Origin of the sequence: Pseudomonas rustica (assembly GCF_018336155.1) — a bacterium.
GTDB classification, from domain to species: Bacteria; Pseudomonadota; Gammaproteobacteria; order Pseudomonadales; family Pseudomonadaceae; genus Aquipseudomonas; species Aquipseudomonas rustica.
Window position 1 is genome coordinate 43,939 of the sequence record NZ_JAGYHF010000011.1, and the last position, 22,988, is coordinate 66,926.

General features: G+C 60.4%; 20 protein-coding genes. 7 read left to right on the forward strand and 13 right to left on the reverse strand.

Features of this window, described 5'->3' with window-relative positions:
• Positions 1-8 precede the first annotated feature (8 nt).
• The 4 genes from KFS80_RS20695 to miaB form a co-directional block, all read right to left on the reverse strand.
• Positions 9-848, reverse strand: coding sequence for an HlyC/CorC family transporter (locus KFS80_RS20695; RefSeq protein ID WP_007909641.1), 840 nt, complete (start codon positions 846-848; stop codon positions 9-11).
• Between the two features lie 5 nt (positions 849-853).
• Positions 854-1,348 (reverse strand): rRNA maturation RNase YbeY, encoded by a 495-nt coding sequence (gene ybeY, locus KFS80_RS20700; RefSeq protein ID WP_212545749.1) that lies wholly within the window; start codon positions 1,346-1,348, stop codon positions 854-856.
• Positions 1,341-2,339, reverse strand: a complete 999-nt coding sequence (locus KFS80_RS20705; RefSeq protein WP_212545750.1) for a PhoH family protein — start codon at positions 2,337-2,339, stop codon at positions 1,341-1,343. The genes ybeY and KFS80_RS20705 overlap by 8 nt, the downstream gene beginning before the upstream one ends.
• A gap of 203 nt (positions 2,340-2,542) precedes the next feature.
• On the reverse strand, positions 2,543-3,871 hold the full coding sequence (gene miaB / locus KFS80_RS20710) for a tRNA (N6-isopentenyl adenosine(37)-C2)-methylthiotransferase MiaB (RefSeq protein WP_053124140.1): 1,329 nt from the start codon (positions 3,869-3,871) through the stop codon (positions 2,543-2,545).
• Positions 3,872-4,004: 133 nt separating this feature from the next.
• On the opposite strand from miaB, the gene KFS80_RS20715 reads away from it, so the two are divergent.
• On the forward strand, positions 4,005-4,334 hold the full coding sequence (locus tag KFS80_RS20715; protein WP_003185742.1) for a DUF1820 family protein: 330 nt from the start codon (positions 4,005-4,007) through the stop codon (positions 4,332-4,334).
• Between the two features lie 122 nt (positions 4,335-4,456).
• On the opposite strand, the gene KFS80_RS20720 is transcribed toward KFS80_RS20715, so the two are convergent.
• The 4 genes from KFS80_RS20720 to KFS80_RS20735 form a co-directional block, all read right to left on the reverse strand.
• Positions 4,457-5,011: a tetratricopeptide repeat protein gene (locus KFS80_RS20720; RefSeq protein ID WP_003228518.1), complete on the reverse strand. Its 555-nt coding sequence runs from the start codon at positions 5,009-5,011 to the stop codon at positions 4,457-4,459.
• A gap of 225 nt (positions 5,012-5,236) precedes the next feature.
• Positions 5,237-6,520: a glutamate-1-semialdehyde 2,1-aminomutase gene (hemL, locus tag KFS80_RS20725; protein ID WP_053124138.1), complete on the reverse strand. Its 1,284-nt coding sequence runs from the start codon at positions 6,518-6,520 to the stop codon at positions 5,237-5,239.
• Between the two features lie 17 nt (positions 6,521-6,537).
• Positions 6,538-7,161, reverse strand: coding sequence for a thiamine phosphate synthase (thiE, locus tag KFS80_RS20730; RefSeq protein ID WP_008081079.1), 624 nt, complete (start codon positions 7,159-7,161; stop codon positions 6,538-6,540).
• Positions 7,162-7,179: 18 nt separating this feature from the next.
• Complete coding sequence (locus tag KFS80_RS20735; RefSeq protein ID WP_007909650.1) at positions 7,180-7,977, reverse strand: hydroxymethylpyrimidine/phosphomethylpyrimidine kinase; 798 nt, start codon at positions 7,975-7,977, stop codon at positions 7,180-7,182.
• A gap of 474 nt (positions 7,978-8,451) precedes the next feature.
• Here KFS80_RS20735 and KFS80_RS20740 point away from each other — a divergent pair, with 474 nt between their 5' ends.
• The 4 genes from KFS80_RS20740 (at position 8,452) to KFS80_RS20755 (ending at position 14,929) form a co-directional block, all read left to right on the forward strand.
• Positions 8,452-10,806 carry a hybrid sensor histidine kinase/response regulator gene (locus KFS80_RS20740; protein ID WP_212545751.1) on the forward strand — a complete coding sequence of 785 codons (2,355 nt, stop codon included), beginning with the start codon at positions 8,452-8,454 and terminating at the stop codon, positions 10,804-10,806.
• A 95-nt stretch (positions 10,807-10,901) separates the two neighbouring features.
• Entirely contained in the window at positions 10,902-12,551 is a 1,650-nt protein-coding gene (locus KFS80_RS20745; protein ID WP_212545752.1) for an acyl-CoA dehydrogenase family protein, read from the forward strand.
• A 169-nt stretch (positions 12,552-12,720) separates the two neighbouring features.
• On the forward strand, positions 12,721-14,220 hold the full coding sequence (amn, locus tag KFS80_RS20750) for an AMP nucleosidase (protein WP_162130776.1): 1,500 nt from the start codon (positions 12,721-12,723) through the stop codon (positions 14,218-14,220).
• A 73-nt stretch (positions 14,221-14,293) separates the two neighbouring features.
• A complete protein-coding gene (locus KFS80_RS20755; RefSeq protein ID WP_246541957.1) occupies positions 14,294-14,929 on the forward strand; it encodes a pseudouridine synthase in 636 nt (211 codons plus the stop codon).
• On the opposite strand, the gene KFS80_RS20760 is transcribed toward KFS80_RS20755, so the two are convergent.
• Both KFS80_RS20760 and KFS80_RS20765 read right to left on the reverse strand, forming a co-directional pair.
• Complete coding sequence (locus tag KFS80_RS20760; protein ID WP_003228500.1) at positions 14,924-15,133, reverse strand: DUF2788 domain-containing protein; 210 nt, start codon at positions 15,131-15,133, stop codon at positions 14,924-14,926. The two genes, KFS80_RS20755 and KFS80_RS20760, sit on opposite strands and share 6 nt — an antisense overlap.
• Positions 15,134-15,400: 267 nt before the next feature.
• Complete coding sequence (locus KFS80_RS20765; protein WP_008081091.1) at positions 15,401-15,880, reverse strand: Lrp/AsnC family transcriptional regulator; 480 nt, start codon at positions 15,878-15,880, stop codon at positions 15,401-15,403.
• Between the two features lie 447 nt (positions 15,881-16,327).
• Between KFS80_RS20765 and KFS80_RS20770 the strand changes: the two genes are divergently transcribed.
• Entirely contained in the window at positions 16,328-17,443 is a 1,116-nt protein-coding gene (locus tag KFS80_RS20770; RefSeq protein ID WP_212545753.1) for a DUF6515 family protein, read from the forward strand.
• Between the two features lie 27 nt (positions 17,444-17,470).
• Here KFS80_RS20770 and KFS80_RS20775 read toward each other — a convergent pair whose 3' ends face one another.
• Positions 17,471-18,379: a cation diffusion facilitator family transporter gene (locus KFS80_RS20775; protein WP_212545754.1), complete on the reverse strand. Its 909-nt coding sequence runs from the start codon at positions 18,377-18,379 to the stop codon at positions 17,471-17,473.
• 12 nt (positions 18,380-18,391) lie between these two features.
• The gene (locus tag KFS80_RS20780; protein WP_034153788.1) at positions 18,392-18,811 is read right to left on the reverse strand and encodes a hypothetical protein; all 420 of its coding nucleotides are present in this window, start codon (positions 18,809-18,811) and stop codon (positions 18,392-18,394) included.
• 364 nt (positions 18,812-19,175) lie between these two features.
• Here KFS80_RS20780 and hrpB point away from each other — a divergent pair, with 364 nt between their 5' ends.
• On the forward strand, positions 19,176-21,695 hold the full coding sequence (hrpB, locus tag KFS80_RS20785; protein WP_212545755.1) for an ATP-dependent helicase HrpB: 2,520 nt from the start codon (positions 19,176-19,178) through the stop codon (positions 21,693-21,695).
• A 25-nt stretch (positions 21,696-21,720) separates the two neighbouring features.
• Here hrpB and KFS80_RS20790 read toward each other — a convergent pair whose 3' ends face one another.
• The gene (locus tag KFS80_RS20790; protein ID WP_212545756.1) at positions 21,721-22,914 is read right to left on the reverse strand and encodes a hypothetical protein; all 1,194 of its coding nucleotides are present in this window, start codon (positions 22,912-22,914) and stop codon (positions 21,721-21,723) included.
• Positions 22,915-22,988 lie beyond the last annotated feature (74 nt).

The following is a 22,988-nucleotide window of genomic DNA, read 5'->3' on the forward strand; positions in this document are numbered from 1 at the left end:
TAGAGGTATTACCGGGCGATTGGCGTGAGTCGCAGCAAATGAATCCGACGGCTGTCGGCGTTCAGGATGCGGAAACGATAGGCGCCGATTTCAGTGATTTCGTTGCGTTTTGGCAAGTGCCCGAACGCGCTCATCACCAGACCGCCGACAGTGTCGAACTCGTCGTCGGAGAATTCACTGTCGAAGAACTCGTTGAAGTTCTCGATCGGCGTCAGGGCCTTGATCAGGAAATCACCACTTGGCAGCGGCTTGATGTAGCTGTCTTCTTCGACGTCGTGCTCGTCTTCGATGTCGCCGACGATCTGTTCCAGCACGTCTTCGATGGTCACCAGACCGGCCACGCCGCCGTATTCGTCGATGACGATGGCCATGTGGTTGTGGTTGGCGCGGAATTCACGCAGCAACACATTCAGACGCTTGGACTCCGGCACGAACGTGGCCGGGCGCAGCAGATCCTTGATGTTGAAGCTGTCGCCGTTTTCCTTGAGGATCAGCGGCAGCAGATCCTTGGCCAGCAGCACGCCCATCACGTCGTCATGGCTTTCGCCGATGACCGGATAGCGCGAGTGGGCCGAGTCGACCACGGCCGGGAGGAATTCACGGGGTGTCTGGGTCGCCTTGATGCTGATCATCTGCGAGCGCGGCACCATGATGTCGCGTACTTGCAGGTCAGCCACCTGAATGGCGCCTTCGACGATGGCCAGCGCTTCGCTGTCCAGCAGTTTGTTCTGATGTGCATCACGCAGCAGCTCGAGAAGCTCCTGACGGTTCTTCGGCTCGTGGGCAAAAGCCTGGGTGAGTTTACCCAGCCATGACTTCTGCCCGTTGCTCGATCGATCTTCGCTCATAGCGATTACTCTGAATCCTTTGTTGTAACGATAGGGGATGTTTCGGTTTCGTCGTCCGCGTACGGATCGGGATAGCCCAATTCGGCAAGCAACTCGCGTTCCAGTGCTTCCATTTCTTCGGCTTCGTCGTCATCTATATGGTCGTAACCAAGCAGATGCAAGCAGCCGTGAATGACCAGATGCGCCCAGTGGGCCTTTAGTTCCTTGCCTTGCTCGACGGCTTCGCGCTCGACCACGGCCACGCAGATCACCAGATCGCCGAGCAACGGGATGTCGAGAAACTCGTCGGGCACGTCAGCAGGGAACGACAGGACGTTGGTCGCGTAATCCTTTTGGCGCCAGGTGTGGTTGAGCTCGCGGCCTTCTTCCTCGTCGACCAGACGAATGGTCATTTCCGAGTTAGCGGTGCGCTGGCGCAGGGCCAGTTCGCACCACAGACGGAAGTCGGCTTCACTCGGCGCGTTCGCTTCAGTCGCGATTTGCAGGTCTAGCTCAAGCATTTCGCGAGGTGTCCTTGGGTGCTTCGTCACGGTTTTCGAAGCGCTCGTAGGCTTCGACAATCCGCTGTACCAAAGGATGGCGCACGACGTCTTTCGGCTGGAAGTGCGTGAAGCTGATGCCTGGCACGTCTTTGAGCACTTCGATCACATGGTGCAGACCCGATTTGGTGCCTTTCGGCAGGTCGACCTGGGTGATGTCACCGGTGATGACCGCTGTAGAACCAAAGCCAATCCGCGTGAGGAACATTTTCATCTGTTCAACGGTGGTGTTCTGGCTCTCGTCGAGAATGATGAAGCTGTTGTTCAGCGTGCGACCGCGCATGTAGGCCAGCGGTGCAACTTCGATCACCTGGCGTTCGATCAGCTTGGCGACGTATTCGAAGCCGAGCATCTCGTAGAGCGCGTCGTAGAGCGGGCGCAGATACGGGTCGATCTTCTGCGACAGATCGCCGGGCAGGAAGCCGAGTTTTTCACCCGCTTCAACCGCCGGACGCACCAGCAAGATGCGGCGGATCTGTTCACGCTCCAGTGCATCAACCGCGCAAGCCACGGCCAGATAGGTCTTGCCGGTACCGGCCGGGCCAATGCCGAAGTTGATGTCGTTACCGAGGATTTCCTTCACGTAGCGCAGCTGATTCAAGCCGCGCGGGCGAATCATGCCTTTCTTGGTGCGCAGGGCAACGGAGGCTTCGGCGGGGGCGTGATTGTCCAGATCGACCACGGCCGATTCCTGCAGGAACAGGTGCACCGTATCTGGCGACAGCTCTGAACCTTTGGTTTCCCGGTACAGGCGACGAATCAGATTTTCCGCAGACGTGGTGTGTTTGGGGTCGCCGATCAGCTCGAACTGGTTTCCGCGGTTGCGGATCTCGATCGTCAGGCGCTGTTCGATCAAGCGCAAATGCTCGTCGAATTGCCCGCACAGATTGGCGAAGCGGCGAGCCTCAAAGGGCTCGAGGATAAAACGATGTGGTTCTATGGGTGCGTTCAAGGTCGTATTTAGCCGCCCTAGGGCAATTAAGATGAAATCAAGGATAACGCCAGAGGCTTGGGTGCGAAAGCTCTTAAATATTCCAACACCAAACACCGGCCTGTAGGAGCAAAGCTTGCTCGCGATGAACGGTCGCGCGGTCTGTCAGACAGATCGCGGCGCGGCCATCGCGGGCAAGCCTTGCTCCTACGGTTTTGTGTTGATTATTGGATCAACGAGCCGCGCAGCGAGTGCGGTTGGGCCGCGTCGATGTGCACGTCGGCGAACTGGCCGATCAGGGTTGGATTGTCGCAGCGGAAGTTGACGATACGATTATTCTCGGTGCGCCCTTGCAGCTCGCCCGGGTCTTTCTTCGAATAATCGGTCACCAGAATCCGTTGCGTCGAGCCGACCATTTGTCGGCTGATCTCGAAACCTTGCTGATTCAGGCGATGTTGCAGCGCGTTCAAGCGCTCCTTTTTCAACTCTTCCGGCGTCTCGTCAGCCAGATCGGCGGCCGGAGTGCCCGGGCGTTGGCTGTAAACGAACGAGTAGGAAAAGTCGAAACCGACGTCGGCAATCAGCTTCATGGTCTGTTCGAAATCTTTCTCGGTCTCGCCGGGGAAACCGACGATGAAGTCCGAGCTGATGCAGATCCCCGGCACCGCCGCACGCAATTTGCGCAGCTTGGATTTGTACTCCAGCGCGGTGTGGTTGCGCTTCATCGCCGCGAGAATCCGGTCGGAGCCCGATTGCACCGGCAAGTGCAGGTGCTTCACCAGTTCCGGCACGTCGGCGTGGGCCTGAATCAGGCTGTCGGAGAATTCCAGCGGGTGCGAAGTGGTGTAGCGAATGCGGTCGATGCCATCAATCGCGGCGACGACGCGGATCAGTTCAGCAAGATCAGCCAGACGACCATCATGGGTCGTGCCGCGATAACCGTTAACGTTCTGCCCCAGCAGCGTCACTTCGCGCACGCCGTTTTCGGCGAGGTGGATGACCTCAGCGATCACGTCATCGAACGGCCGGCTGACTTCTTCGCCACGGGTGTACGGCACCACGCAGAACGTGCAGTACTTGCTGCAGCCTTCCATCACCGACACATAAGCACTCGGGCCATCGATGCGCGGCTCGGGCAAGTGGTCGAATTTCTCGATTTCCGGAAACGAGACGTCGACCTGCGGCAGCTTGGTGATGCGCGCGGCGTCGATCATCTCCGGCAGGCGGTGCAGGGTCTGTGGGCCGAAGACCACATCAACGTACGGCGCGCGATCGCGGATCGCCGCGCCTTCCTGGCTGGCCACGCAACCGCCGACGGCGATCACCATGTCCGGGTTGGCCAGTTTCAGTTCGCGCCAGCGGCCGAGCTGCGAGTACACGCGATCTTGCGCGCGCTCGCGGATCGAGCAGGTGTTGAGCAGAATCACGTCGGCGTCTTCCGCGCGCGCGGTGACTTCCAGGGCCTGATGTTCACCCAGCAGATCGACCATGCGCGAGCTGTCGTACTCGTTCATCTGGCAACCGTGGGTTTCGATGTAAAGCTTCTTGGCCATGGATTCGGGTCGTCACGTGATTCAAAGAACCCGGCATTATAGGGAACAAGCCCTCAGGTTCCTACCGCTGTGCGTCTGGTGGCTATGCTATAGTTTGCGCCCTCATTTTTATCCCCGATGTTATCCCCCCGCCATGACCAAACGCGAAGCTCCAATCTATAAGGTGATTTTCCTCAACCAGGGCCAGGTGTTCGAAATGTACGCCAAGCAGATCTATCAAAGTGATCTGTGGGGTTTTCTGGAAGTGGAAGAGTTCGTCTTTGGCGAGCGCACGCAAGTGGTCGTCGATCCGAGCGAAGAAAAGCTCAAGGCGCAGTTCGAAGGCGTGGTTCGCAGTTTTGTGCCGATGCATTCGATTGTGCGCATCGACGAAGTGGAACGTCTGGGCACCCCGAAAATCAGCGAAGCCCGTGGCGCGGTCGGCAATGTCATGCCGTTCCCAATGCCGATGCCTGAGAAGTAACAGCAGATCCTGGATTGATCGTTCCCACGCTCTGCGTGGGAATGCCGCCTTCGACGCTCTGCGTCGGTGACGCGGAGCGTCACGGGATGAATTCCCACGCAGAGCGTGGGAACTATCGGCGGTCAGGGAAGAGGTGAGAAAGGCGTACGCCCATCGGCGCTCTGCAGTTCCATCAGGTATTTACGGAAAATTTGCCCGAGCACCTGCGTGGCAGTCTCAAGGTCTTCGCGGGACATTTTTTCAGAGACTTCGTCAGCCGTATCCAGCGCATCTTCAGCGCCGTTGACCGCGGCCATCTTCAAAACGATATACGCCTGAATGTTGTTGGCCTGCACGCCTTCACCGTGGAAGAACATCGTGCCGAGTTTGAATTGCGCCTGAGCGTGGCCTTGCAACGAGGCTTTTTCGAAGTAGCTCAGGGCTTGATTGAGGTCGCGCGGCGCATTTTTGCCGTCGTAGTAGAACTCACCCAACTCGTATTGCGCTTGCGCATCCCCTTCGTCCGCCGCTTTCTGGCAGGCGGCCAGTGCCTGCGTGACGTCTTGCGGCTGAGTATTGAGGGTGCAACGACCCATCGCCGGGATCAACAACGAGTTGCCGCCTGCTTGTGCATGCGCGAGCAGGGGCTGAAGGAGCAACAGGCAGCCCAAGGCAAGGGTGCGGCCGGTGCGGTTCATGGGAATCGACTTACCTCTGAAGGGCACGCGGACCCATCGAGGGATCCAATAAGCGCGCATTATGAAATAAGCAGGGCCAACCTTACAAAGTCTTTACTCGTTTTTCTGCTGCGCGGGGAATATATCGCCCACTTTAGGGGAGATTTTTAGCAGGAGCATCGGAAAAACAGCGCGGATGTAGGTGAATGCTGACGCTGGCCATAGCCAACGTCAGCGGTACGGCGATTATTTCAGTGCGGCGAAGGCGCGTTCGGCAGCGTCCAGCGTCAGTTGCAACTCGGCTTCGCCGTGAGCGATCGAGGTGAAACCGGCTTCGAAGGCGCTCGGTGCGAGGTACACGCCACCTTCCAGCATCAGGTGGAAGAAGCGACCGAACAGGGCAGCGTCGCTGGCCATCACGTCTTCAAAAGTGACGATGTCGTCGGCGCCGCTGAAGTACAGACCGAACATGCCGCCGGCCTGGGTGGTCACGAACGGAATGCCAGCGGCATCGGCACGCTGTTGCAGACCGTCGAGCAGGCGCGTGGTGTAGTCGGTCAGTTCGGCATGGAACCCCGGACGGCTGATCAAACGCAGCGTGGTCAGACCGGCGGCCATGGCCAGCGGGTTACCCGACAGCGTGCCGGCCTGATACACCGGGCCCAGCGGCGCGATGCGTTCCATGATTTCACGCTTGCCGCCGAAGCAACCGACCGGCATGCCGCCACCGATGATCTTGCCGAAAGTAGTCAGGTCAGGGTTTACGCCGTAGTAAGCCTGAGCACCGCCGAGGGCAACGCGGAAACCGGTCATCACTTCGTCGAAAATCAGCACCACGCCATGTTTGTCGCACAGCGAACGCAGGCCTTCGAGGAAACCCGGCGCTGGCGGCACGCAGTTCATGTTGCCGGCTACCGGCTCAACGATGATGCATGCCACTTCGTCGCCCACTTCCGCCAACATCTTTTCAACCGCGTCGATGTCGTTGAACGGCAGGGTCAGGGTGTGTTTGGCGAACGCCGCCGGCACGCCGGCCGAGCTCGGTACGCCTTGGGTCAGCGCGCCGGAACCGGCCTTGACCAGCAGACTGTCGGAGTGGCCGTGGTAGCAGCCTTCGAACTTGATGATGCTGTCGCGGCCGGTGTAACCACGGGCCAGACGGATCGCGCTCATGGTCGCTTCGGTGCCGGAACTGACCATGCGCACCATGTCCATCGATGGCACCAGCGAGCAGACCAGGTCGGCCATCTCGGTTTCCATCGCGGTCGGCGCGCCGTACGACAAGCCGTGTTGCAGCTGATTGCGCACCGCGTCGAGCACGTCCGGGTGGCTGTGGCCGAGGATCATCGGGCCCCACGAACCGACGTAATCGACATAACGCTTGTCGTCTTCATCAGTGACGTAAGCGCCTTCAGCGTGCTTGAAGAACAGCGGGGTGCCGCCCACGCTCTTGAATGCGCGGACTGGCGAGTTCACGCCACCGGGAATGTGTTTCTGGGCGTTGGCAAACAGGGTTTCGGAACGAGACATGATCGGGCTCTCAATCTTCAGGATTTGAACAATTCGTTGAACGCGCGGGCGCGGCGGGTCACTTCGGCGGTGCTCTCGGCACCGAACAAACCGTGAACCACGGCAAGCAGGTCGACCCCGTGGGCTACCAGCGGCGCAGCGTTGTCGAGGCTGATGCCGCCAATCGCGCAGATTGGCAGGTGCAGCGTGCGTTTGGCTTCGTCGAGCAGATCGAGGCTGCAGGTCGGCGCGCCAGGCTTGGTGTTGGAATTGAAGAAGCGGCCGAAGGCGACGTAACTCGCGCCTTCTTTGGCGGCTTGTTCGGCCAGCGCAATTTGCGCGTGGCAGGTCGAACCGATGATGGCTTTTGAACCGAGCAGGGCGCGGGTCGGTGACAGCGGGCCGTCGGTCTGGCCGAGGTGCACGCCGACGTTGAGGCGCGCGGCGAGTTCGGCGTCATCGTTGATGATCAGTTGCGTTTTGTAGCGCTCGCACAGATCGCGCAACGCTTCGGCCTCGCGCAGACGGCGGGCCTCATCGTTGCTCTTGTCGCGGTATTGCAGCAGGGTGACGCCGCCTTCCAGCGCCGCCTCTACATAAGACAGAAACTTACCGGCCAGCAATTCGCTGTCGGTAATGGCATACAGGCCACGTAGTTTCATCGGGCAGACCTCACGACGTTACGAGCAGAAATCCAGCGGCAGGCGACGCGGGACGAACTGGCCTTTGCCCAGTTGTTCGGCATCGCGCAGGGTGCGCCAGGTGTAATCGAGTGCACTGCGCACGGCGCTGGCGAGGTGTTCGCCTTGCGCCAGTCGCCCGGCCAATGCGCTGGCCAATGTGCAACCGGAACCGTGATAGCTGCCCGGCAGACGCTGGCAGATAAAGGTTTCACGCAGTCCGTCGCGGCTGTACACGCGGTTGTGGATTTCAGTTTCGTCGCCATGGCCGCCAGTGATCAGCAGGTTTTTGACGAACGGCAGGAGTTTTTCAGCGCACTCGTCCGCGGTGCCTTCGGGCAGTTCGGCGAGGATGCGCGCTTCAGGGAGGTTAGGGGTGGCAATGATCGACAGCGGCAGCAGACGCTCGCGCATCGCATAGCCGACCTCGTCCTTGCCCAGGCGTCCGCCGCCGCCGGCGCGCAGCACCGGGTCGCAGACCACCGGCAAGTGCGGGTGCGCCGAGAGCAGTTCGACAACGGTGTCGACCATCTCCAGCGAACCGAGCATGCCCAGTTTGACCGCAGCGACTTCGGAGTCGTTGAGCACGGCATTGGCTTGAGCCAGTACCCACTCACGGTCGAGGACGCGGAAGTCAGTGACGTTGACGGTGTCTTGCACGGTCAGGGCGGTGACGGCCGGAGCCGCATGGCAACCCTGCGCGAGCAGGGCTTCGATATCTGCCTGCAAGCCGGCGCCACCACTTGGGTCGTGGCCGGAGAGACAGAGGACAACGGGGCGGGAGCTGTAGATATTCATGGTGCGCGAGCTTACCACCAAAGCTGATTTTCGGGTTCAGTCCTGACGGTGTTTGCTAGCAGATTGTCGGACAACGCTGCAGTCTTTATTTAGAGCACATTTGTGGCGAGGGGATTTATCCCCGTTCGGCTGCGAAGCAGTCGCAAGTCCATCAGCGAGGTGTGTCAGAAAGAACCGGATTGCAGGGTTTGGGGCCGCTTCGCAGCCCAACGGGGATAAATCCCCTCGCCACAATTGATCACCTATCAAAGAGGTTGTTGTAGTGAGCTGACCAACCCAACAGCTCTAGTCCGCTGCTTTGCTCTGAAACGCCCGTTCTAGAGCCTTTGTAGGAAAAATTTCGATGGTGCTCAATGGCCAGCAGCGGCTATGCTAGTCTGGATCCAAACCAATAACAGGTAATACCGGTTTTACGTCTACTCAAGGAATGGGGGGGCTTCCTGACATAACCGGACGAGCCACGCTGGGGCTTCAATGCGCTATTTGCTGATGTTGCTGTTTTGCTTGCCCCTCATGGCGAGCGCCGTCGAATTCGACGAATTCACCCAGAACCTGCCTTTGGGCCGGTCGCTGCAAGTGTTCGAAGACCCAAGTGGTCAGGCGAGCATTGCCGACGTCCGCGCGCAGGCCGCTGCCGGCAATTTCAAAGCCCATGACAAAGCCACGCTCAATGCCGGTTATTCGCGCTCGGCGTTCTGGCTGAAAATTGATCTGCATTACCGCCCGAGCAACCCCGCCGCCCAGCGCACCTGGTTGCTAGAGCTGGCTTACCCACCGCTCGACCATCTTGATCTGTACTTGCCCGACGCCAGTGGCGACTATCAGCTGATCCGTCAGACTGGCGACGCCTTGCCGTTTGCCAGCCGCGAAATCCGTCAGAACAACTACCTGTTCGATCTCGCCTTCGAACCCGACCAACAACAAACCGTGTACCTGCGACTGGCCAGCCAAGGCTCGATCCAGGCGCCGGTGACGTTGTGGTCGAGCACCGCGTACCTCGAAGATCAACCCGTGCGCCTGTATGTGCTCGGCATCATTTATGGCGTGCTGCTGGGGATGGTGGTTTACAACCTGTTCATCTACCTCAGCGTGCGCGACACCAGCTACCTCTATTACATCTTCTACATTGCCTCGTTTGGCCTCTATCAACTGTCGGTCAATGGCGCGGCGGTCGAGTACTTCTGGCCGAACAATCCGTGGTGGGCCAACGCCGCGACACCGTTCTTCATCGGATGCGCCGGCCTGTTCGGCAGCCAGTTCGCGCGCAGTTTCCTGCAGACCAAAACCCATAGCCGTGGACTCGATCGCGTCTTGATCGGCCTGATCGCGTTCGGTGCGCTGGTCATCGGACTGTCCTTGATGACCAGTTACGCCCTGGCCCTGCGCCTGGCGACGACGCTGGCGCTGACCTTCACCGTGGTGATTTTTGCCGCGGGGATTCTGGCCTGGTGGCGCGGTTTGCGCGTGGCGCGGTATTTCATCATTGCCTGGTCGGCGTTTCTTTTGGGCGGCATCGTCAACACGCTGATGGTGCTCGGCCTGCTGCCAAACGTGTTCCTGACCATGTACGCCAGCCAGATCGGTTCGGCCATCGAAGTGGCGCTGCTGTCGCTGGCGCTGGCCGACCGCATCAACGCGATGCGTGAGCAGCAGGCGCAGACCCTGTACGACGCCGGGCAGAAACTCGAAGTGCTCAACCAGCAACTGGCCCACAGCAACAAGCTCAAAGATGAATTTCTGGCGACCCTGACCCACGAACTGCGCACACCGATGAACGGGGTGATCGGTTCGCTGGAATTGATGCAGACCGTCGAGATGGATTCGGAGCTGGAGCAATATCAGCAAACCGCCGCCGGTTCCGCGCGGGACATGATGCGCATGGTCAACGGCATCCTCACCCTCACCGAATTGCAGGCCGGCAAGCTCAAGGCCTCGCCGGGCAGTTTCAGTTTGCGTGGCGTGGTCGAATCGTTGCGCGCGCAGTTCGACGGCAACGCGGCGAGCAAGTCGCTGGACTTCAAGGTCGACGTGCTGCCAACCCTGCCGGATCGTCTGCACGGCGACAGCGCCAAACTTGCGCAATGCCTCGAATGCCTGCTGGATAACGCGATCAAGTTCACCCGCGTTGGCGGGCTGGCGTTGCGGGTCACCGGCAAACCGTCGACGGGCAATCGTCTGGCGCTGTCGTTTGCGGTGATCGACACCGGCATCGGTTTCACCGATCTGGGCGAGGCGACGATGTACCAGCGCTTCTTCCAGCTCGACGGTTCGATGACTCGCGAATACGGTGGCCTCGGCGTCGGTCTGGCGATCTGCCGACAATTGGTGGAACTGCTCGGCGGCAAACTCACGCACCGTTCCGAGCCGGGCAGCGGCAGCCGCTTCCAGTTGGATGTCGAGTTTGAATTGCCGGTGGTTGAGCCCACGCCGAACCCTGCGCCCGCCGGCGATTGCATTCGCGCGCCGCAGGACTGCACGGTATTGCTCGTGGATGACAACAGCGTCAACCAACTGGTGATGCGCGGCATGCTGCTCAAGCTCGGTTTCCGCGTGCGCACCGCCGACAGCGGCGCGACGGCGCTGGACTGCCTGCGGCGAGAAACCTTCGACGCGGTGCTGATCGATTGTCAGTTGCCCAGCCACGAAGGCGCGTCGTTGTGCTGCCAGATTCACGCGCTGCCGGGCTGCGCGAGTTTGCCGGTGTTCATGCTCGCATTGAGTGCCGATCGAGAGGTCTGCGCCACGGGCGTCGCGGTCGATTACCTGAACAAACCAGTGAAATTCGAGGATTTGCAGTCGGCGCTGGAGCGTCGAGTGTTGTGCTGCTGACAGGGTAAAAGCGCCGCGAATTCGGCGTCTATGACACTTTGATCGACAGAGAGCCGGTGCTTAACTGAGCTTTCTGGAGAGCCAAGGAGCCCGTCATGAACCTGCATCAGTTCGCCGAAACCCACGAAGTCACCAACCAGCCGCCGTCGCTGGACGGCACCAACCTGTACCGCATCGACCTGCCGTTGCAGGAGTGGTTGCGCAGGTTCGGCGCCGGTTGGGCCGAGTCGCGGATCGATGCCTACGGCGCGCTGGCCGGCGGGCCGCTGATGGAAGCCGGATTCCTCGCTAACCAAAACAAACCCATATTTGTCAGCCACGATCGTTACGGCCATCGCATCGATCTGGTGGAATTTCATCCGGCCTATCACGAGTTGATGCGCACGGCGATCGAGCATGGTTTGCACTCGATGCCGTGGACGCATCCACAGGACGGCGCCCACGTCGCCCGCGCCGCGATGAGTTATCTGCACAGCCAGGCCGAGGCCGGCAGCGGTTGCCCGCTGACCATGACTTTTGCCAGCGTGCCGGCCCTGCGTCTGCAACCGAATCTGGCTGAGCAATGGTTGCCGAAAGTCCTCGCCACGGAATACGACCCGCGCAACGTCGGCATGGCGCACAAGGCTGGCGTGACCATCGGCATGGCCATGACCGAGAAGCAGGGCGGCACCGACGTGCGCGCCAACACCACCAAGGCGTATCCGGTCGGCACCAGTGGCCCGGGCGAGGCGTATGAATTGGTCGGGCACAAATGGTTCTGCTCGGCGCCGATGTGCGATGCATTCCTCACGCTGGCGCAGACCGACAAGGGTTTGAGCTGCTTCCTGCTGCCGCGCCATCGCCCGGACGACACACGCAATCAGTTCTACATTCAGCGCCTGAAAAACAAACTCGGCAACCAGTCCAACGCCTCGAGCGAAGTGGAGTTTCGTGGCGCGCTGGCATGGATGGTCGGCGAAGAAGGGCGCGGCGTACCGACCATTATCGAGATGGTCGCGATGACCCGTTTCGATTGCATGGTCGGTTCCAGCTCGCTGATGCGTCAGGCGCTGACCCAGGCCAGCCACCACTGCGCGCACCGCAAGGTCGGCGGCAAATTGCTCAGCGAACAGCCATTGATGCAAAACGTGCTGGCCGATCTGGCCCTGGAAAGCGAAGCCGCGCTGGCGCTGAGCTTGCGCATGGGCAAGGCGTTGGATCATCTCGACGATCGCCACGAAGCGCAATTTGCACGACTGGTAACGGCGGTGGGCAAATATTGGATCTGCAAACGCGCGCCGGGAATGATCAACGAAGCGGCGGAATGCATGGGCGGCGCCGGGTATGTTGAAGAGAGCATCCTGCCGCGTTTGTACCGCGAGGCGCCGGTGAACTCTACGTGGGAAGGTTCGGGGAATGTGCAATGCCTCGACGTGCTGCGGGCGTTGTCGAAAGAACCGGGCGTGCTGGATGTGTTGTTCAGCGAGCTCGGTGATGGCCACGGCGACAAACGCTTGGCCGCGCATATTCAACAGTTGCAGGCGCAATTCAAGGACACCAGTGACATTCAGTATCGGGCGCGGCAGTTGACTGAAGACATCGCGCTCGGTTTGCAGGCCAAGCTCCTGTTGGAGGCCGGAAACTCAGCCGTCAGCGATGCCTTTATTGCCAGCCGCCTGAGCGGTGGTGGCCGCGCCTACGGCGCCTTGCCACGCGGCCTCGACATCGAAGCCCTCGTCGCCCGCTCAACCCCCCAAGCCCTCTGACCCCCACAAATCCCCTGTAGGAGCTGCCGAAGGCTGCAATCTTTTGATCCTATAAACAGCAAGATCAAAAGATCGCAGCCTTCGGCAGCTCCTACAAGGATTGGGGTGGCCCATATATTGTGCGGTTGCCAACATGCCACTGTTCCCGTGACGCCACGATGCAGGCAAGATGAAGCTCTGCAAGTCAGAACACAGGAAGCTGATCGTGACCGAAGCGTTTATTGTTGTTCAAACCGCCGAACAAGCCGTGGATCGTCTCGCCGAGCTGCATGAGCGGGCCACCACTGCGCTGAACTCGGCGCTCAAGCGTTACCTGAAAGATCGCGTCGAACCCGACGCTGCGCAGCGTGCTCTGTTTCGTTATCCCGAACTGCGTCTGACCTACCATTGCCAGGGCGAAGTCCCGCAGACCACCCGCGCTTACGCCAAGGTGCAATTGCCGGGCACTTACAGTGTCACCGTCACCCACCCGGCGGCGTTCCGCAAATATCTGCTCGAACAACTGGTGCCGTTGATGCACGACTTCACGGTGACCGTGGAAGTCGGCGTCAGCCAGCAAAACATTCCGTATCCGTACGTGGTCGAGCAGGGCGATGAACTCGCCGGTTCCGGCGTCACTGCTGCCGTGCTGGCGCGGGTGTTCCCGAGTACCGACCTGTCCGCCGCCACCGATGGCATCGCCGACGGTCTCTACGATTGGGAAAACACCGATCCACTGCCGCTGGCGCTGTTCGATGCGGCGCGCGTGGATTTCTCCCTGCGTCGGCTGGTGCATTACACCGGTAGCGACTGGCGTCATGTGCAACCGTGGATTCTGCTGACCAACTATCACCGTTACGTCGACCAGTTCATCGTCCATGGTCTGGAGCAATTGCGCAGTGACCCGCGTTTTGTGCGCATGGTCTTGCCCGGCAACGTGATCATCGAAAAGAGCATGGATCACGGCGAAGCCTCGGCAATCGCCGCCGGTGTGGTTTGGCACCGTTACCAGATGCCGGCCTATCACCTGATCGCCAACGATGGCCACGGCGTCACGCTGGTGAACATTGGCGTCGGCCCGTCCAACGCCAAGAACATCACCGACCACTTGGCCGTGCTGCGTCCGCATTGCTGGCTGATGATCGGTCACTGCGGCGGGCTGCGTCAGTCGCAGACCATTGGCGACTACGTGCTGGCCCACGCTTATATGCGTCGCGACGGCATTCTCGACCGCGTGGTACCGCCGAACATCCCGATCCCGGCGCTGGCCGAAGTGCAAATGGCGCTGCAACAGGCAGCGGCGAATGTCACCGGCGAGAAGGGTGATGATCTGAAAAAACGCCTGCGCACCGGCACCGTGCTGACCTACGACGACCGTAACTGGGAATTGCGTTGGGCGCAGGAACGACCGTTGATCAACCTGTCCCGCGCGGTCGCGGTGGACATGGAAAGCGGCACGATTGCCGCGCAGGGTTATCGCTTGCGCGTACCGTACGGCACGTTGCTGTGCGTATCGGACAAACCGCTGCACAGTGAAATCAAGCTGCCGGGTTCGGCCAACGCGTTCTATGAGCGCGCGGTCAGTCAGCACTTGAAGATCGGCATCGAAGCGGTCGATCTGCTGCGCACTGAACTCAACTCGCTGCACTCGCGCAAACTGCGCAGCTTCGACGAACCGCCGTTCCGTTAACGGTTAGTCGTGGTCATTTGGCGGTCAGGGCACTAGCATTGTCAGCCCTGATCGCTAAATGTTTGCTCTCCCTATGTCTCGTCCCCCGCGTCCACCTTCCCGCCGCCCTGGCGCGAAGCCTCAGTCGTCTTCGCCGCGCCGTGTTGCCAAGGCGCCACCGGCCGAGCCGAAACTGATCCTGTTCAACAAACCGTTCGATGTGCTGACGCAATTCAGCGACGGCGAAGGGCGGGCGACGCTCAAGGATTACATTGATGTGCCCGGTATTTATCCGGCCGGACGTCTGGATCGCGACAGTGAGGGGTTGCTGTTGCTGACCAACGACGGGCAGTTGCAGGCGCGCATCGCTGATCCGAAACATAAACTGGCGAAGACGTATTGGGTGCAGGTCGAAGGCGTGCCGACCGCCGAACAGTTGCAGCGTCTGCGTGACGGCGTTGAGTTGAACGACGGCATGACCTTGCCCGCTGAAGCGCGGCAGCTGGATGAACCTGAGTTGTGGCCACGCAATCCGCCGGTACGCTTTCGCGCGACCATTCCGACGTCGTGGCTGGAGTTGGTGATTCGCGAAGGGCGCAATCGACAAGTGCGGCGCATGACCGCGGCGGTCGGGTTGCCGACGTTGCGGCTGGTGCGGGTGAAGATTGGTGACTGGACGATCGAAGGGCTCGATCAGGGCCAGTGGAAGGAAGTGCCAGCGCGCTTATAGAGCGCCGGATTCGATCAGGCCGATCACCACACTTTTAATGATGAACGCGGCCACACCCAGGCCCAGCACGAAGAACAAAATGAACGAGCCAAAGCGCCCGGCCTTGGACTTCTTCGCCAGATCCCAGACGATAAAACCCATGAAAATGATCAGGATGCTGACCAGACCGGTCATCATCCACTCTTCAAATACGGCTGGATCCATTGGGGTTCTCCGGCATGGGCGCGGCTAAAAGGGCGCGGCGAGTATACGCCAAGGGCGGATGGCGGGGCATTGACCTGCGTCGGTGTGCCGCAGTCATTGGTCTGCAACACCAATCCTGCCAGTGCTGCGCACTGGAACGGGGATAAATCCCCTCGCCACAAAAGCGCTCTGTAGGAGCTGCCGAAGGCTGCGATCTTTTGATCTGGATTTTAAAAGATCAAAAGATCGCAGCCTCGTTTCACTCGTCAGCTCCTACAGGGGGCGGTATCAGTTGCGCAGGTGGGTCAGCGGCAGTTCGGTGCTGTTGAGCACCTGATTCAGCACAAAGCTCGAGCGTACGCTGGTCACGCCTTCAATGCGTGTGAGGTGCCCCAGCAACAACTTCTGATAGTGATCCATATCCGGCACCACCACTTTCAACTGGTAATCCGCATCCACACCCGTCACCAGGCTGCACTCCAACACCTGCGGCAATGTGCGAATCGCCGCTTCGAAATTCTCGAAGCGCTCCGGCGTATGCCGATCCATGCCGATCAGCACATAGGCAGTCAAACTCAGCCCAAGCATCTTGCGATCGAGCAACGCGACCTGACGCGAGATATAGCCGTCGTCTTCCAGTTGCTTGACCCGGCGCGAGCAAGGCGAGGGTGACAGACCGATGCGCTCGGCCAGCTCCTGGTTGGAGATGCGGGCGTCGCGCTGCAATTCCGCCAAAATGCTCAGGTCGTAACGGTCGAGTTTGCTCATCAATCTGTCCTTGGTTGTAACTATTGCGGCGGATTATCTATCCAGGGTTAAAAATTGCGCAAGTGGTGTTTATTTCAGAAATCTTCGCAATCCTCTGTCGCGGCCTCAGGCCTATTCTTATTACCAGAATCACTGCTCGGTAACACAGTCCACGCGGCCCGCCCTATAAGGCCTGCCGCGGCCGCCACCCCCACCGGGGTTGTGCCGGCCCCCGAGCTGCACACTGTCCAGAAGACGGCGTGAGGTGAGCCGACGTCATAAGCGTCGAGCCAGGACGAAGTTCTCTAAAGGGAGGCCGACGGGTCTCCCTTTTTTCTTGCCTGCGATTTCATCTTGCGGCGCTCAATAAATAAGTTGCGCGACTGATAACCTGTTGCAGAACCGGATGTTCCCGACCCGGTCTTAGTTACAGGCCGCCCTTAATTACAGGCCTCAGTGAGGAAAAGCATGAAGTCGCGCATCTGGCGTCTGGCCGGTGTTGGTGTGTTGTGTGTGAGTGTCAGTGTGCAAGCGCTGGCCGATGATCCAGAGAGCCGCAGCCCGAATGGCGGGCAGCACGGGCAGGGGCATCAAGGCAATAACCAAGGGCATGGCGGCGATAATCAGCCGCGTCCGCAGAACAATCCGCAGCAAAACCAGCCGCGTCCACAAAATCAGCCGCCGCAGAATCAACCGCGCCCGCAGAACAACGAAGTCATTCGCGGCGACAACAGCCGCCAGTTCGAACACAACGGCCAGCCGCACAATAACAATGGTCAATGGCAAAACCATGACCAGAACCGGCCGGGCTACAACCCCAACCCGGTGCGCCAGCCACCACCGCCGCCGCAAATGCCGGCCAACAGTTTGCCGATCCAGTCGCGGCCCGACACCGTGCGCCAGACTCAGGAACCGCGTCAGGGTTACTACCGCGACGAGCGTCCGCAAAACGGCTACAACAATAACAACCAACATTGGCAGACCAACAACCGGACCAATGACTACCGGCCTAACGACAATCGCTGGCCGGGACGTCCCGACGGACATGGCAACGGTTGGGGCCCGGGCCCGCAATATCGGCCGGGGCATGTGATCGACCGCTTCCCGGATCGCGACTATCGCGTGCCGTATCGCGGGCAGGATTACTTCTATTCCGGCGGCTACTGGTACCGCCCGCAAGGCCCGCGCTACATCGTCGTGCAACCGCCGCGCGGGATCCGCATTCAGTACTTGCCGGACTATTCGCGAGAAGTGTGGATCGGTGGTTCGCTGCTGTTTCTCGCCGCCGGTTCCTACTACGCCTATCAGGAAGCGACGCAGGATTACGTGGTGGTCGAGCCGCCGGTGCAGCAACAGCCGCAACCACAACCGCAATCCCAGGGCTATGACGTCGAGGCCTATCCGGCCAACGGCCAATCGCCAGAGCAGGTGCAGCAGGATGGTTATCAGTGCTATCAGTACGCCGTGCAGCAAAGCGGTTTCGACCCGCGCACCGCGACCTATCAACCGGCGCCTGAAGTGGTTCAGGCGTACCGACAAGCTCAGGGCAATTGCCTGAGCAGTCGCGGTTATCAGGTTCAGTAAAAGCAGCTGCGAGCTGCACGTTTCGAGCTACAAGCTTGAAGCTTGCGGCTCGCGACTTGTCGCTGCTTTTATCGGATCGGCGTGCACCAGCACTTCGGCGCGCGGGTAGGCTTGGTGGATGGCATCGGCGGCTTGATCGCTGATGCCGTGTGCCACTGACAGCGTCAACTCTCCCGGCAATTCCAGGTGCAACTGCACAAACCAATGGTTGCCGGAGATTCGCGTGCGCAAGTCATGCGCGCCCAACACACCTGGCACGCTGCACGCGAGTTCGAGCATGTGCTGACTGACGTCCGTCGGCAGCTCTTCATCCATCAACACCGAAAAACTTTCCCGGGCGATCTGGATCGCGCTCCACAGAATGTACGCAGCAATCCCCAAACCGAACCACGCATCCAGTTGATCAAGACCAAAACCAGCCAAAATCAGCGCAATCAGAATGCTGCCGTTGAGCAACATGTCCGAGCGATAGTGCAGCGAATCCGCGCGTACGGCATTAGAGCCAGTCTGCTTGATCACCCGATGCTGCAACACCAGCAGCGCCGCCGTCAGCAGCAGCGAAAACACAATCACGCCGATGCTCAGCCATGGCGCGCCAAGCGGCTGCGGATCGCGCAGTCGTTCGTACGCCTGAAACGCGATCAACACCGCACTGCCACCGATGAACAGCGCCTGCGCCATGCCCGCCAGCGACTCTGCCTTGCCGTGACCATAACGGTGATCGTCATCCGCCGGACGCAGTGCGTAATGCACCGCCAGCAGATTGAGCATCGAGGTGATGCCATCCAGCGCCGAGTCGGTGAGCCCGGCGAGCATGGCCACCGAACCGCTCAGCCACCAGGCAATGGCTTTGGCGACGATCAGCGTGCAGGCGACCGCCACCGAGGCGCGGGTCGCCAGCCTTAGCAGGCGAGCGTGTTCGGGGCTGGAGGTCATTGCGTTTCCTTTTTAAGCGGCAGGTTGCAGGCCGAACATCGCCAGTTGCTGCGTGCTGCCCTTGTGTTGAATCAGGCGCGGATCATCCAGAGGGAAGTCACGTCCCAACTCGCTTTCGAGAATAGCCTGCAACTTGTGGTTATCGACCTGACCGTCCGGGCCGATGGCTTGTTTGAGTTTGGCCGGATCGATCTGCGCGGTGTGGCCTGGTTCGAAATAGATCGCACCGGTGGCGAAGTCGACGGCAAACGCGATCAGCCCGGGAATGATGTAGAACAGCAGACCCACGGCATCGAGCACGGCAATCGCCGGGTCGACTTTGCCGTCAATCTGACCGCGACGATCCGGATAGAAAATCGAACCGCACGCCGTGATTTGCGTGAGCAGGGTGGCGACCAGTACACCGCCGATCAGGCGAAAAGGTAAGCGCATGGGGAAATCTCCTGAGTCATTTGAAAACGAAGCGTAGTCGTCTGGAATTAAGACCCTGACGAACGCCCGGCAGTTCGCCGTTATACTCGCCGCTGGCAGGGCGTGCCCACAGTAAATTGCGGCCTCGTCTCACCCCTACCGAAATACGTTGAGGATTGAAGTTGTTTTCTCCAGATCGACACCGCGTGAAGGCTAATGAATCCTGTCGGGGTTCGGCCCTCCGGGCTAAAGCTGTGAGCGCGCCATGCTGCGTTGCGGGACTTGGCAAGGAAACGACCCTTACCTGCGTCCCGCGCCTTGCCTGGCACGCTCACAGCTTTAACGCGACTCGCAATTTACTGTGGGCACGCCCTGGGGAGCTAGCATGAATTCTTTGCCGATCGATGAAGTTTTACCCGCCCTGCGTGAAGCCTTGGCGACTCGCCATGAAGCCGTGCTCGAAGCACCGCCCGGCGCCGGTAAAACCACCCGCGTGCCGTTGGCGTTGCTCAATGAAGCGTGGCTGGCCGGGCAGACCATTCTGATGCTCGAACCGCGCCGCCTCGCCGCGCGTGCAGCCGCAGAACGGCTGGCCAGCGAGTTGGGCGAGAAGGTCGGGGAAACCGTCGGTTATCGCATTCGACTCGACAGCAAGGTTGGCCCCAACACACGCATCGAAGTGGTCACCGAAGGCATTCTCACCCGGCGTTTGCAGGATGATCCGGCGCTCGAAGGTGTAGGTCTGCTGATCTTCGACGAATTCCACGAGCGCAGCCTTGATGCCGATCTGGCGCTGGCCTTGAGTCTGAACGGTCGCGAGCTGTTTCGAGCTGAACAGCCGCTGAAGATTCTGCTGATGTCGGCCACCCTCGAAGGCGAGCGTCTGGCCGGGTTGCTCGATGACGCGCCGATCCTGCGCAGCGAAGGCCGCATGTACCCGGTGACGATGCGCTGGGGCCGACCGTTTCAGCCCGGCGAATACATCGATCAGCGGGTCACGCAAACCGTGCTCGAAGCGCTGCACGATGAAACCGGCAGCGTCTTGGTGTTTCTGCCGGGGCAGGCGGAAATCCGTCGCGTGCATCAACAATTGGTCGACGCGATGGGTGAGCGCAGCGATGTGTTGCTCTGCCCGTTGCACGGCGAACTCGACCTCAATGCGCAACGCGCGGCGATCGATCCGGCCCCGGTCGGCCAGCGCAAAGTGGTGCTGGCGACCAACATTGCCGAGACCAGTCTGACCATCAACGGCGTGCGTGTGGTGATCGATGCCGGGCTGGCGCGGGTGCCGCGTTTCGATCCGGGCAGCGGCATGACCCGGCTCGATACCCAACGGATTTCCAAGGCCAGCGCCACTCAGCGTGCGGGCCGTGCGGGGCGTCTGGAACCGGGTGTTTGTTATCGCTTGTGGTCGCAGGATCAGCACGAACAGCTCGCGGCTTACGGCAGTGCGGAAATTCTTTCGGCGGATCTCGCCAGCCTCGCGCTGCAACTGGGACGTTGGGGCGTGACGCCGGGCGAACTGGTGTGGCTCGACGTTCCGCCAGCGGCAGCTTATGCACAGGCGCAGGATTTGTTGCAGCGGCTCGGCGCGCTGGAAGGTGAGGTGCTGACGACCCACGGTCAGGCCATGGCTGAGTTACCGGCGCATCCGCGCATTGGCCATTTGTTATTGCGCGGTCAGGCATTGGGGTTGGCCAACATGGCGTGCGATGTGGCTGCGTTGCTCGGCGAGCGCGATATCTTGCGCGGCGCCGGCGCGGATTTGCACAGTCGTCTGGTGTTGCTGTCCGGCGAAGAACGCGCCGCCCGTGGTGCTCAGGGCGGTGTGCAGCGTGCCCGGCAATTGGCGCGGCAATATCGCGGATATTTGCGCGGCAAGACGAGTGAGCCGGTCAGCGATCCCGATCATCCGCGCTGGCTCGGTGCGTTGCTGGCGCTGGCCTATCCCGATCGCGTCGCGCAACAGCGGCGTGCCGGTGGCGCCGAATATCGTCTGGCCAACGGTCGTGCGGCGCTGTTCGCCGAAGCCGACAGCCTGATGAAAGAACCGTGGATCGTCATCGCTGACCTCGGCAGCCGTCAGGGCCAGCGTGAAGAACGTATTTATCTGGCAGCGGATTTTGATCCGGCGCTGTTCGATTCCGTGCTCGCCGAACAAGTGCGCAACGTCGATCAACTGGACTGGGACGAGCGCGAAGGCGTGCTGCGCGCCGAGCGTCAGCGCAAGGTCGGCGAGCTGATTCTCAGCCGTGAACCGCTGACCGGTCTCGATGAAAATGCGCGCAGTCAGGCGCTGGTGAATCTGGTGCGACGCAAAGGTCTGGAGCTGCTGCCGTGGACGCCGGAGCTGCGTCAGTGGCAGGCGCGAGTGGCGCTGTTGCGGCAACTTGATCTGACGAATCAGAACGACAGTCAGTGGCCAGACGTCAGCGATGCAACCTTGCTCAACACCCTCGAAGATTGGCTGATGCCTTATCTGGGCAAGGTCTCGCGACTCAGCCATTTTGCCAATCTGGATCTGTCGAGCATCGTGCGTAATCTGCTGCCATGGCCGCTGCCGCAGAAGCTTGACGAGCTGGCGCCGCATCATCTGAGCGTGCCGTCGGGGTCGTCGATTCGGCTGGACTACAGCGAGTTTCCGCCGATTCTCGCGGTGCGTTTACAGGAACTGTTCGGGCTGGCGGATACGCCACGGATTGCTGGCGGGCGCCAGGTGGTCAAGTTGCATCTGCTGTCGCCAGCACGACGTCCGGTGCAGGTGACGCAGGATCTCGCCAACTTCTGGCGCAGCACCTATGCCGAGGTGAAGAAGGATTTGAAGGGACGGTATCCGAAGCATTACTGGCCGGATGATCCGTTGGTGGCGGAGGCTACTGCGCGGGCGAAGCCCCGGGGCACCTGACCCGGGGCTGCGCGCCGCGCCGGTTTCAGACGCTGACAACCTCGCCGCGCGAATGGCCTTGGGCAAAGCGCGTCGCCGAGGTTTGCAATAGCAGCCCGACGCTCAAGGTCACCAACAAGAACGGCAGCAGCCAGGCATTCTCGATCATTGCCAGTTGCAGGCTGAGGATCAGCAGCAGCACCGGCGTGGCCAATGCATTCGCCCGGCTGACATACAAACCGACGGCCGCTTCACTGTAGCGGCAGGCAATGGCCACGCGGATGTGCACCCGTGCGCCACCGAACGCCATACCGAGAATCAACAGGCTCAGCGCCTTGAGCAGTAGCGTGTCTGGCATCAGCAGCCACATCGAGGTGGAAATCACCGCCAGTGCGATCAGGCCGGACAAGTACGCCATCAGGTTGCGCCCGGTATTGGCGATGATCACCAACACACCGATCAGCGCCATCCCCATGCCGAATACCGCATCCAGCACGCCCAGCTCAAACAGCGCCCAGCCATGGTTCGACACATACACCGGCAGCATGAAGTTGAATGCGCCGAGGATCGGCCAGATCAGGACCATCGGAATAAACAGCGTCAGCGGCAGTTTGGCCGGTGCGACGACCTGGTCTGTTTCGGTCACCACCGTCGGCAGGCTGGCGCGGGTGAAGCAAATCGCCGCGACCATGAAAAACCCGCCGCTGAGCACTAGCGAAAAGCCCATCCCGGGCAGGATCGGCATCAATCCCGCCGCCAGCAATGGACCGATCATCAGCGCCGCCTGACTGGTGGCAGTGGTTGCACCGCTGATGCGTCGCACTTTGGTTTCGTCCATGCCCCGTTGCAGTTGGGTGAACCACATGTCCAGGCTGGCCTCGAGCGACATGATCATCAGCCATACGAACAGATTGGTGATCAGCAAACCAACAGTGAAGTCACGTGACACTCCGGAAACCAGCGCCAGTGCGGTCAGCCCGAACACAAACCAGCTGCTCATCTGACGGCCGTTCATGCGAATCGCCAGGCGTTTAATGATTGCCGGCGTGATAAATGCGGGGATGAACGAGCAGAAAATCGCTAGCGCCAGCGGCCAGTATCCGCCCTCGTTCTGGTTGAGGATCGTCCACGTCAACGAGACGAGCAACGCCCCGGAAAACAACCGATAAACCGTCGAGCAGAACAGGAACATCGCCAGCTCTTTGGCGGCACTATGAGTGACAGCGGGGTTTTTATTCATGTCATCGATCCTTGCCCTTGAAGACGCGGCGATTGTTCAATTAAACAACGGACACCCGCGACTGCACCGGCGGT

Excerpts from the sequence above, each read along its gene's own strand:
- KFS80_RS20695 (WP_007909641.1), bottom strand. The coding sequence starts at position 848 with ATGAGCGAAGATCGATCGAGCAACGGGCAGAAGTCATGGCTGGGTAAA.
- ybeY (WP_212545749.1), bottom strand. The coding sequence starts at position 1,348 with ATGCTTGAGCTAGACCTGCAAATCGCGACTGAAGCGAACGCGCCGAGT.
- miaB (WP_053124140.1), bottom strand. The coding sequence starts at position 3,871 with ATGGCCAAGAAGCTTTACATCGAAACCCACGGTTGCCAGATGAACGAG.
- KFS80_RS20715 (WP_003185742.1), top strand. The coding sequence starts at position 4,005 with ATGACCAAACGCGAAGCTCCAATCTATAAGGTGATTTTCCTCAACCAG.
- KFS80_RS20720 (WP_003228518.1), bottom strand. The coding sequence starts at position 5,011 with ATGAACCGCACCGGCCGCACCCTTGCCTTGGGCTGCCTGTTGCTCCTT.
- hemL (WP_053124138.1), bottom strand. The coding sequence starts at position 6,520 with ATGTCTCGTTCCGAAACCCTGTTTGCCAACGCCCAGAAACACATTCCC.
- thiE (WP_008081079.1), bottom strand. The coding sequence starts at position 7,161 with ATGAAACTACGTGGCCTGTATGCCATTACCGACAGCGAATTGCTGGCC.
- KFS80_RS20735 (WP_007909650.1), bottom strand. The coding sequence starts at position 7,977 with ATGAATATCTACAGCTCCCGCCCCGTTGTCCTCTGTCTCTCCGGCCAC.
- KFS80_RS20740 (WP_212545751.1), top strand. The coding sequence starts at position 8,452 with ATGCGCTATTTGCTGATGTTGCTGTTTTGCTTGCCCCTCATGGCGAGC.
- KFS80_RS20745 (WP_212545752.1), top strand. The coding sequence starts at position 10,902 with ATGAACCTGCATCAGTTCGCCGAAACCCACGAAGTCACCAACCAGCCG.
- amn (WP_162130776.1), top strand. The coding sequence starts at position 12,721 with ATGAAGCTCTGCAAGTCAGAACACAGGAAGCTGATCGTGACCGAAGCG.
- KFS80_RS20755 (WP_246541957.1), top strand. The coding sequence starts at position 14,294 with ATGTCTCGTCCCCCGCGTCCACCTTCCCGCCGCCCTGGCGCGAAGCCT.
- KFS80_RS20760 (WP_003228500.1), bottom strand. The coding sequence starts at position 15,133 with ATGGATCCAGCCGTATTTGAAGAGTGGATGATGACCGGTCTGGTCAGC.
- KFS80_RS20765 (WP_008081091.1), bottom strand. The coding sequence starts at position 15,880 with ATGAGCAAACTCGACCGTTACGACCTGAGCATTTTGGCGGAATTGCAG.
- KFS80_RS20770 (WP_212545753.1), top strand. The coding sequence starts at position 16,328 with ATGAAGTCGCGCATCTGGCGTCTGGCCGGTGTTGGTGTGTTGTGTGTG.
- KFS80_RS20775 (WP_212545754.1), bottom strand. The coding sequence starts at position 18,379 with ATGACCTCCAGCCCCGAACACGCTCGCCTGCTAAGGCTGGCGACCCGC.
- KFS80_RS20780 (WP_034153788.1), bottom strand. The coding sequence starts at position 18,811 with ATGCGCTTACCTTTTCGCCTGATCGGCGGTGTACTGGTCGCCACCCTG.
- hrpB (WP_212545755.1), top strand. The coding sequence starts at position 19,176 with ATGAATTCTTTGCCGATCGATGAAGTTTTACCCGCCCTGCGTGAAGCC.
- KFS80_RS20790 (WP_212545756.1), bottom strand. The coding sequence starts at position 22,914 with ATGAATAAAAACCCCGCTGTCACTCATAGTGCCGCCAAAGAGCTGGCG.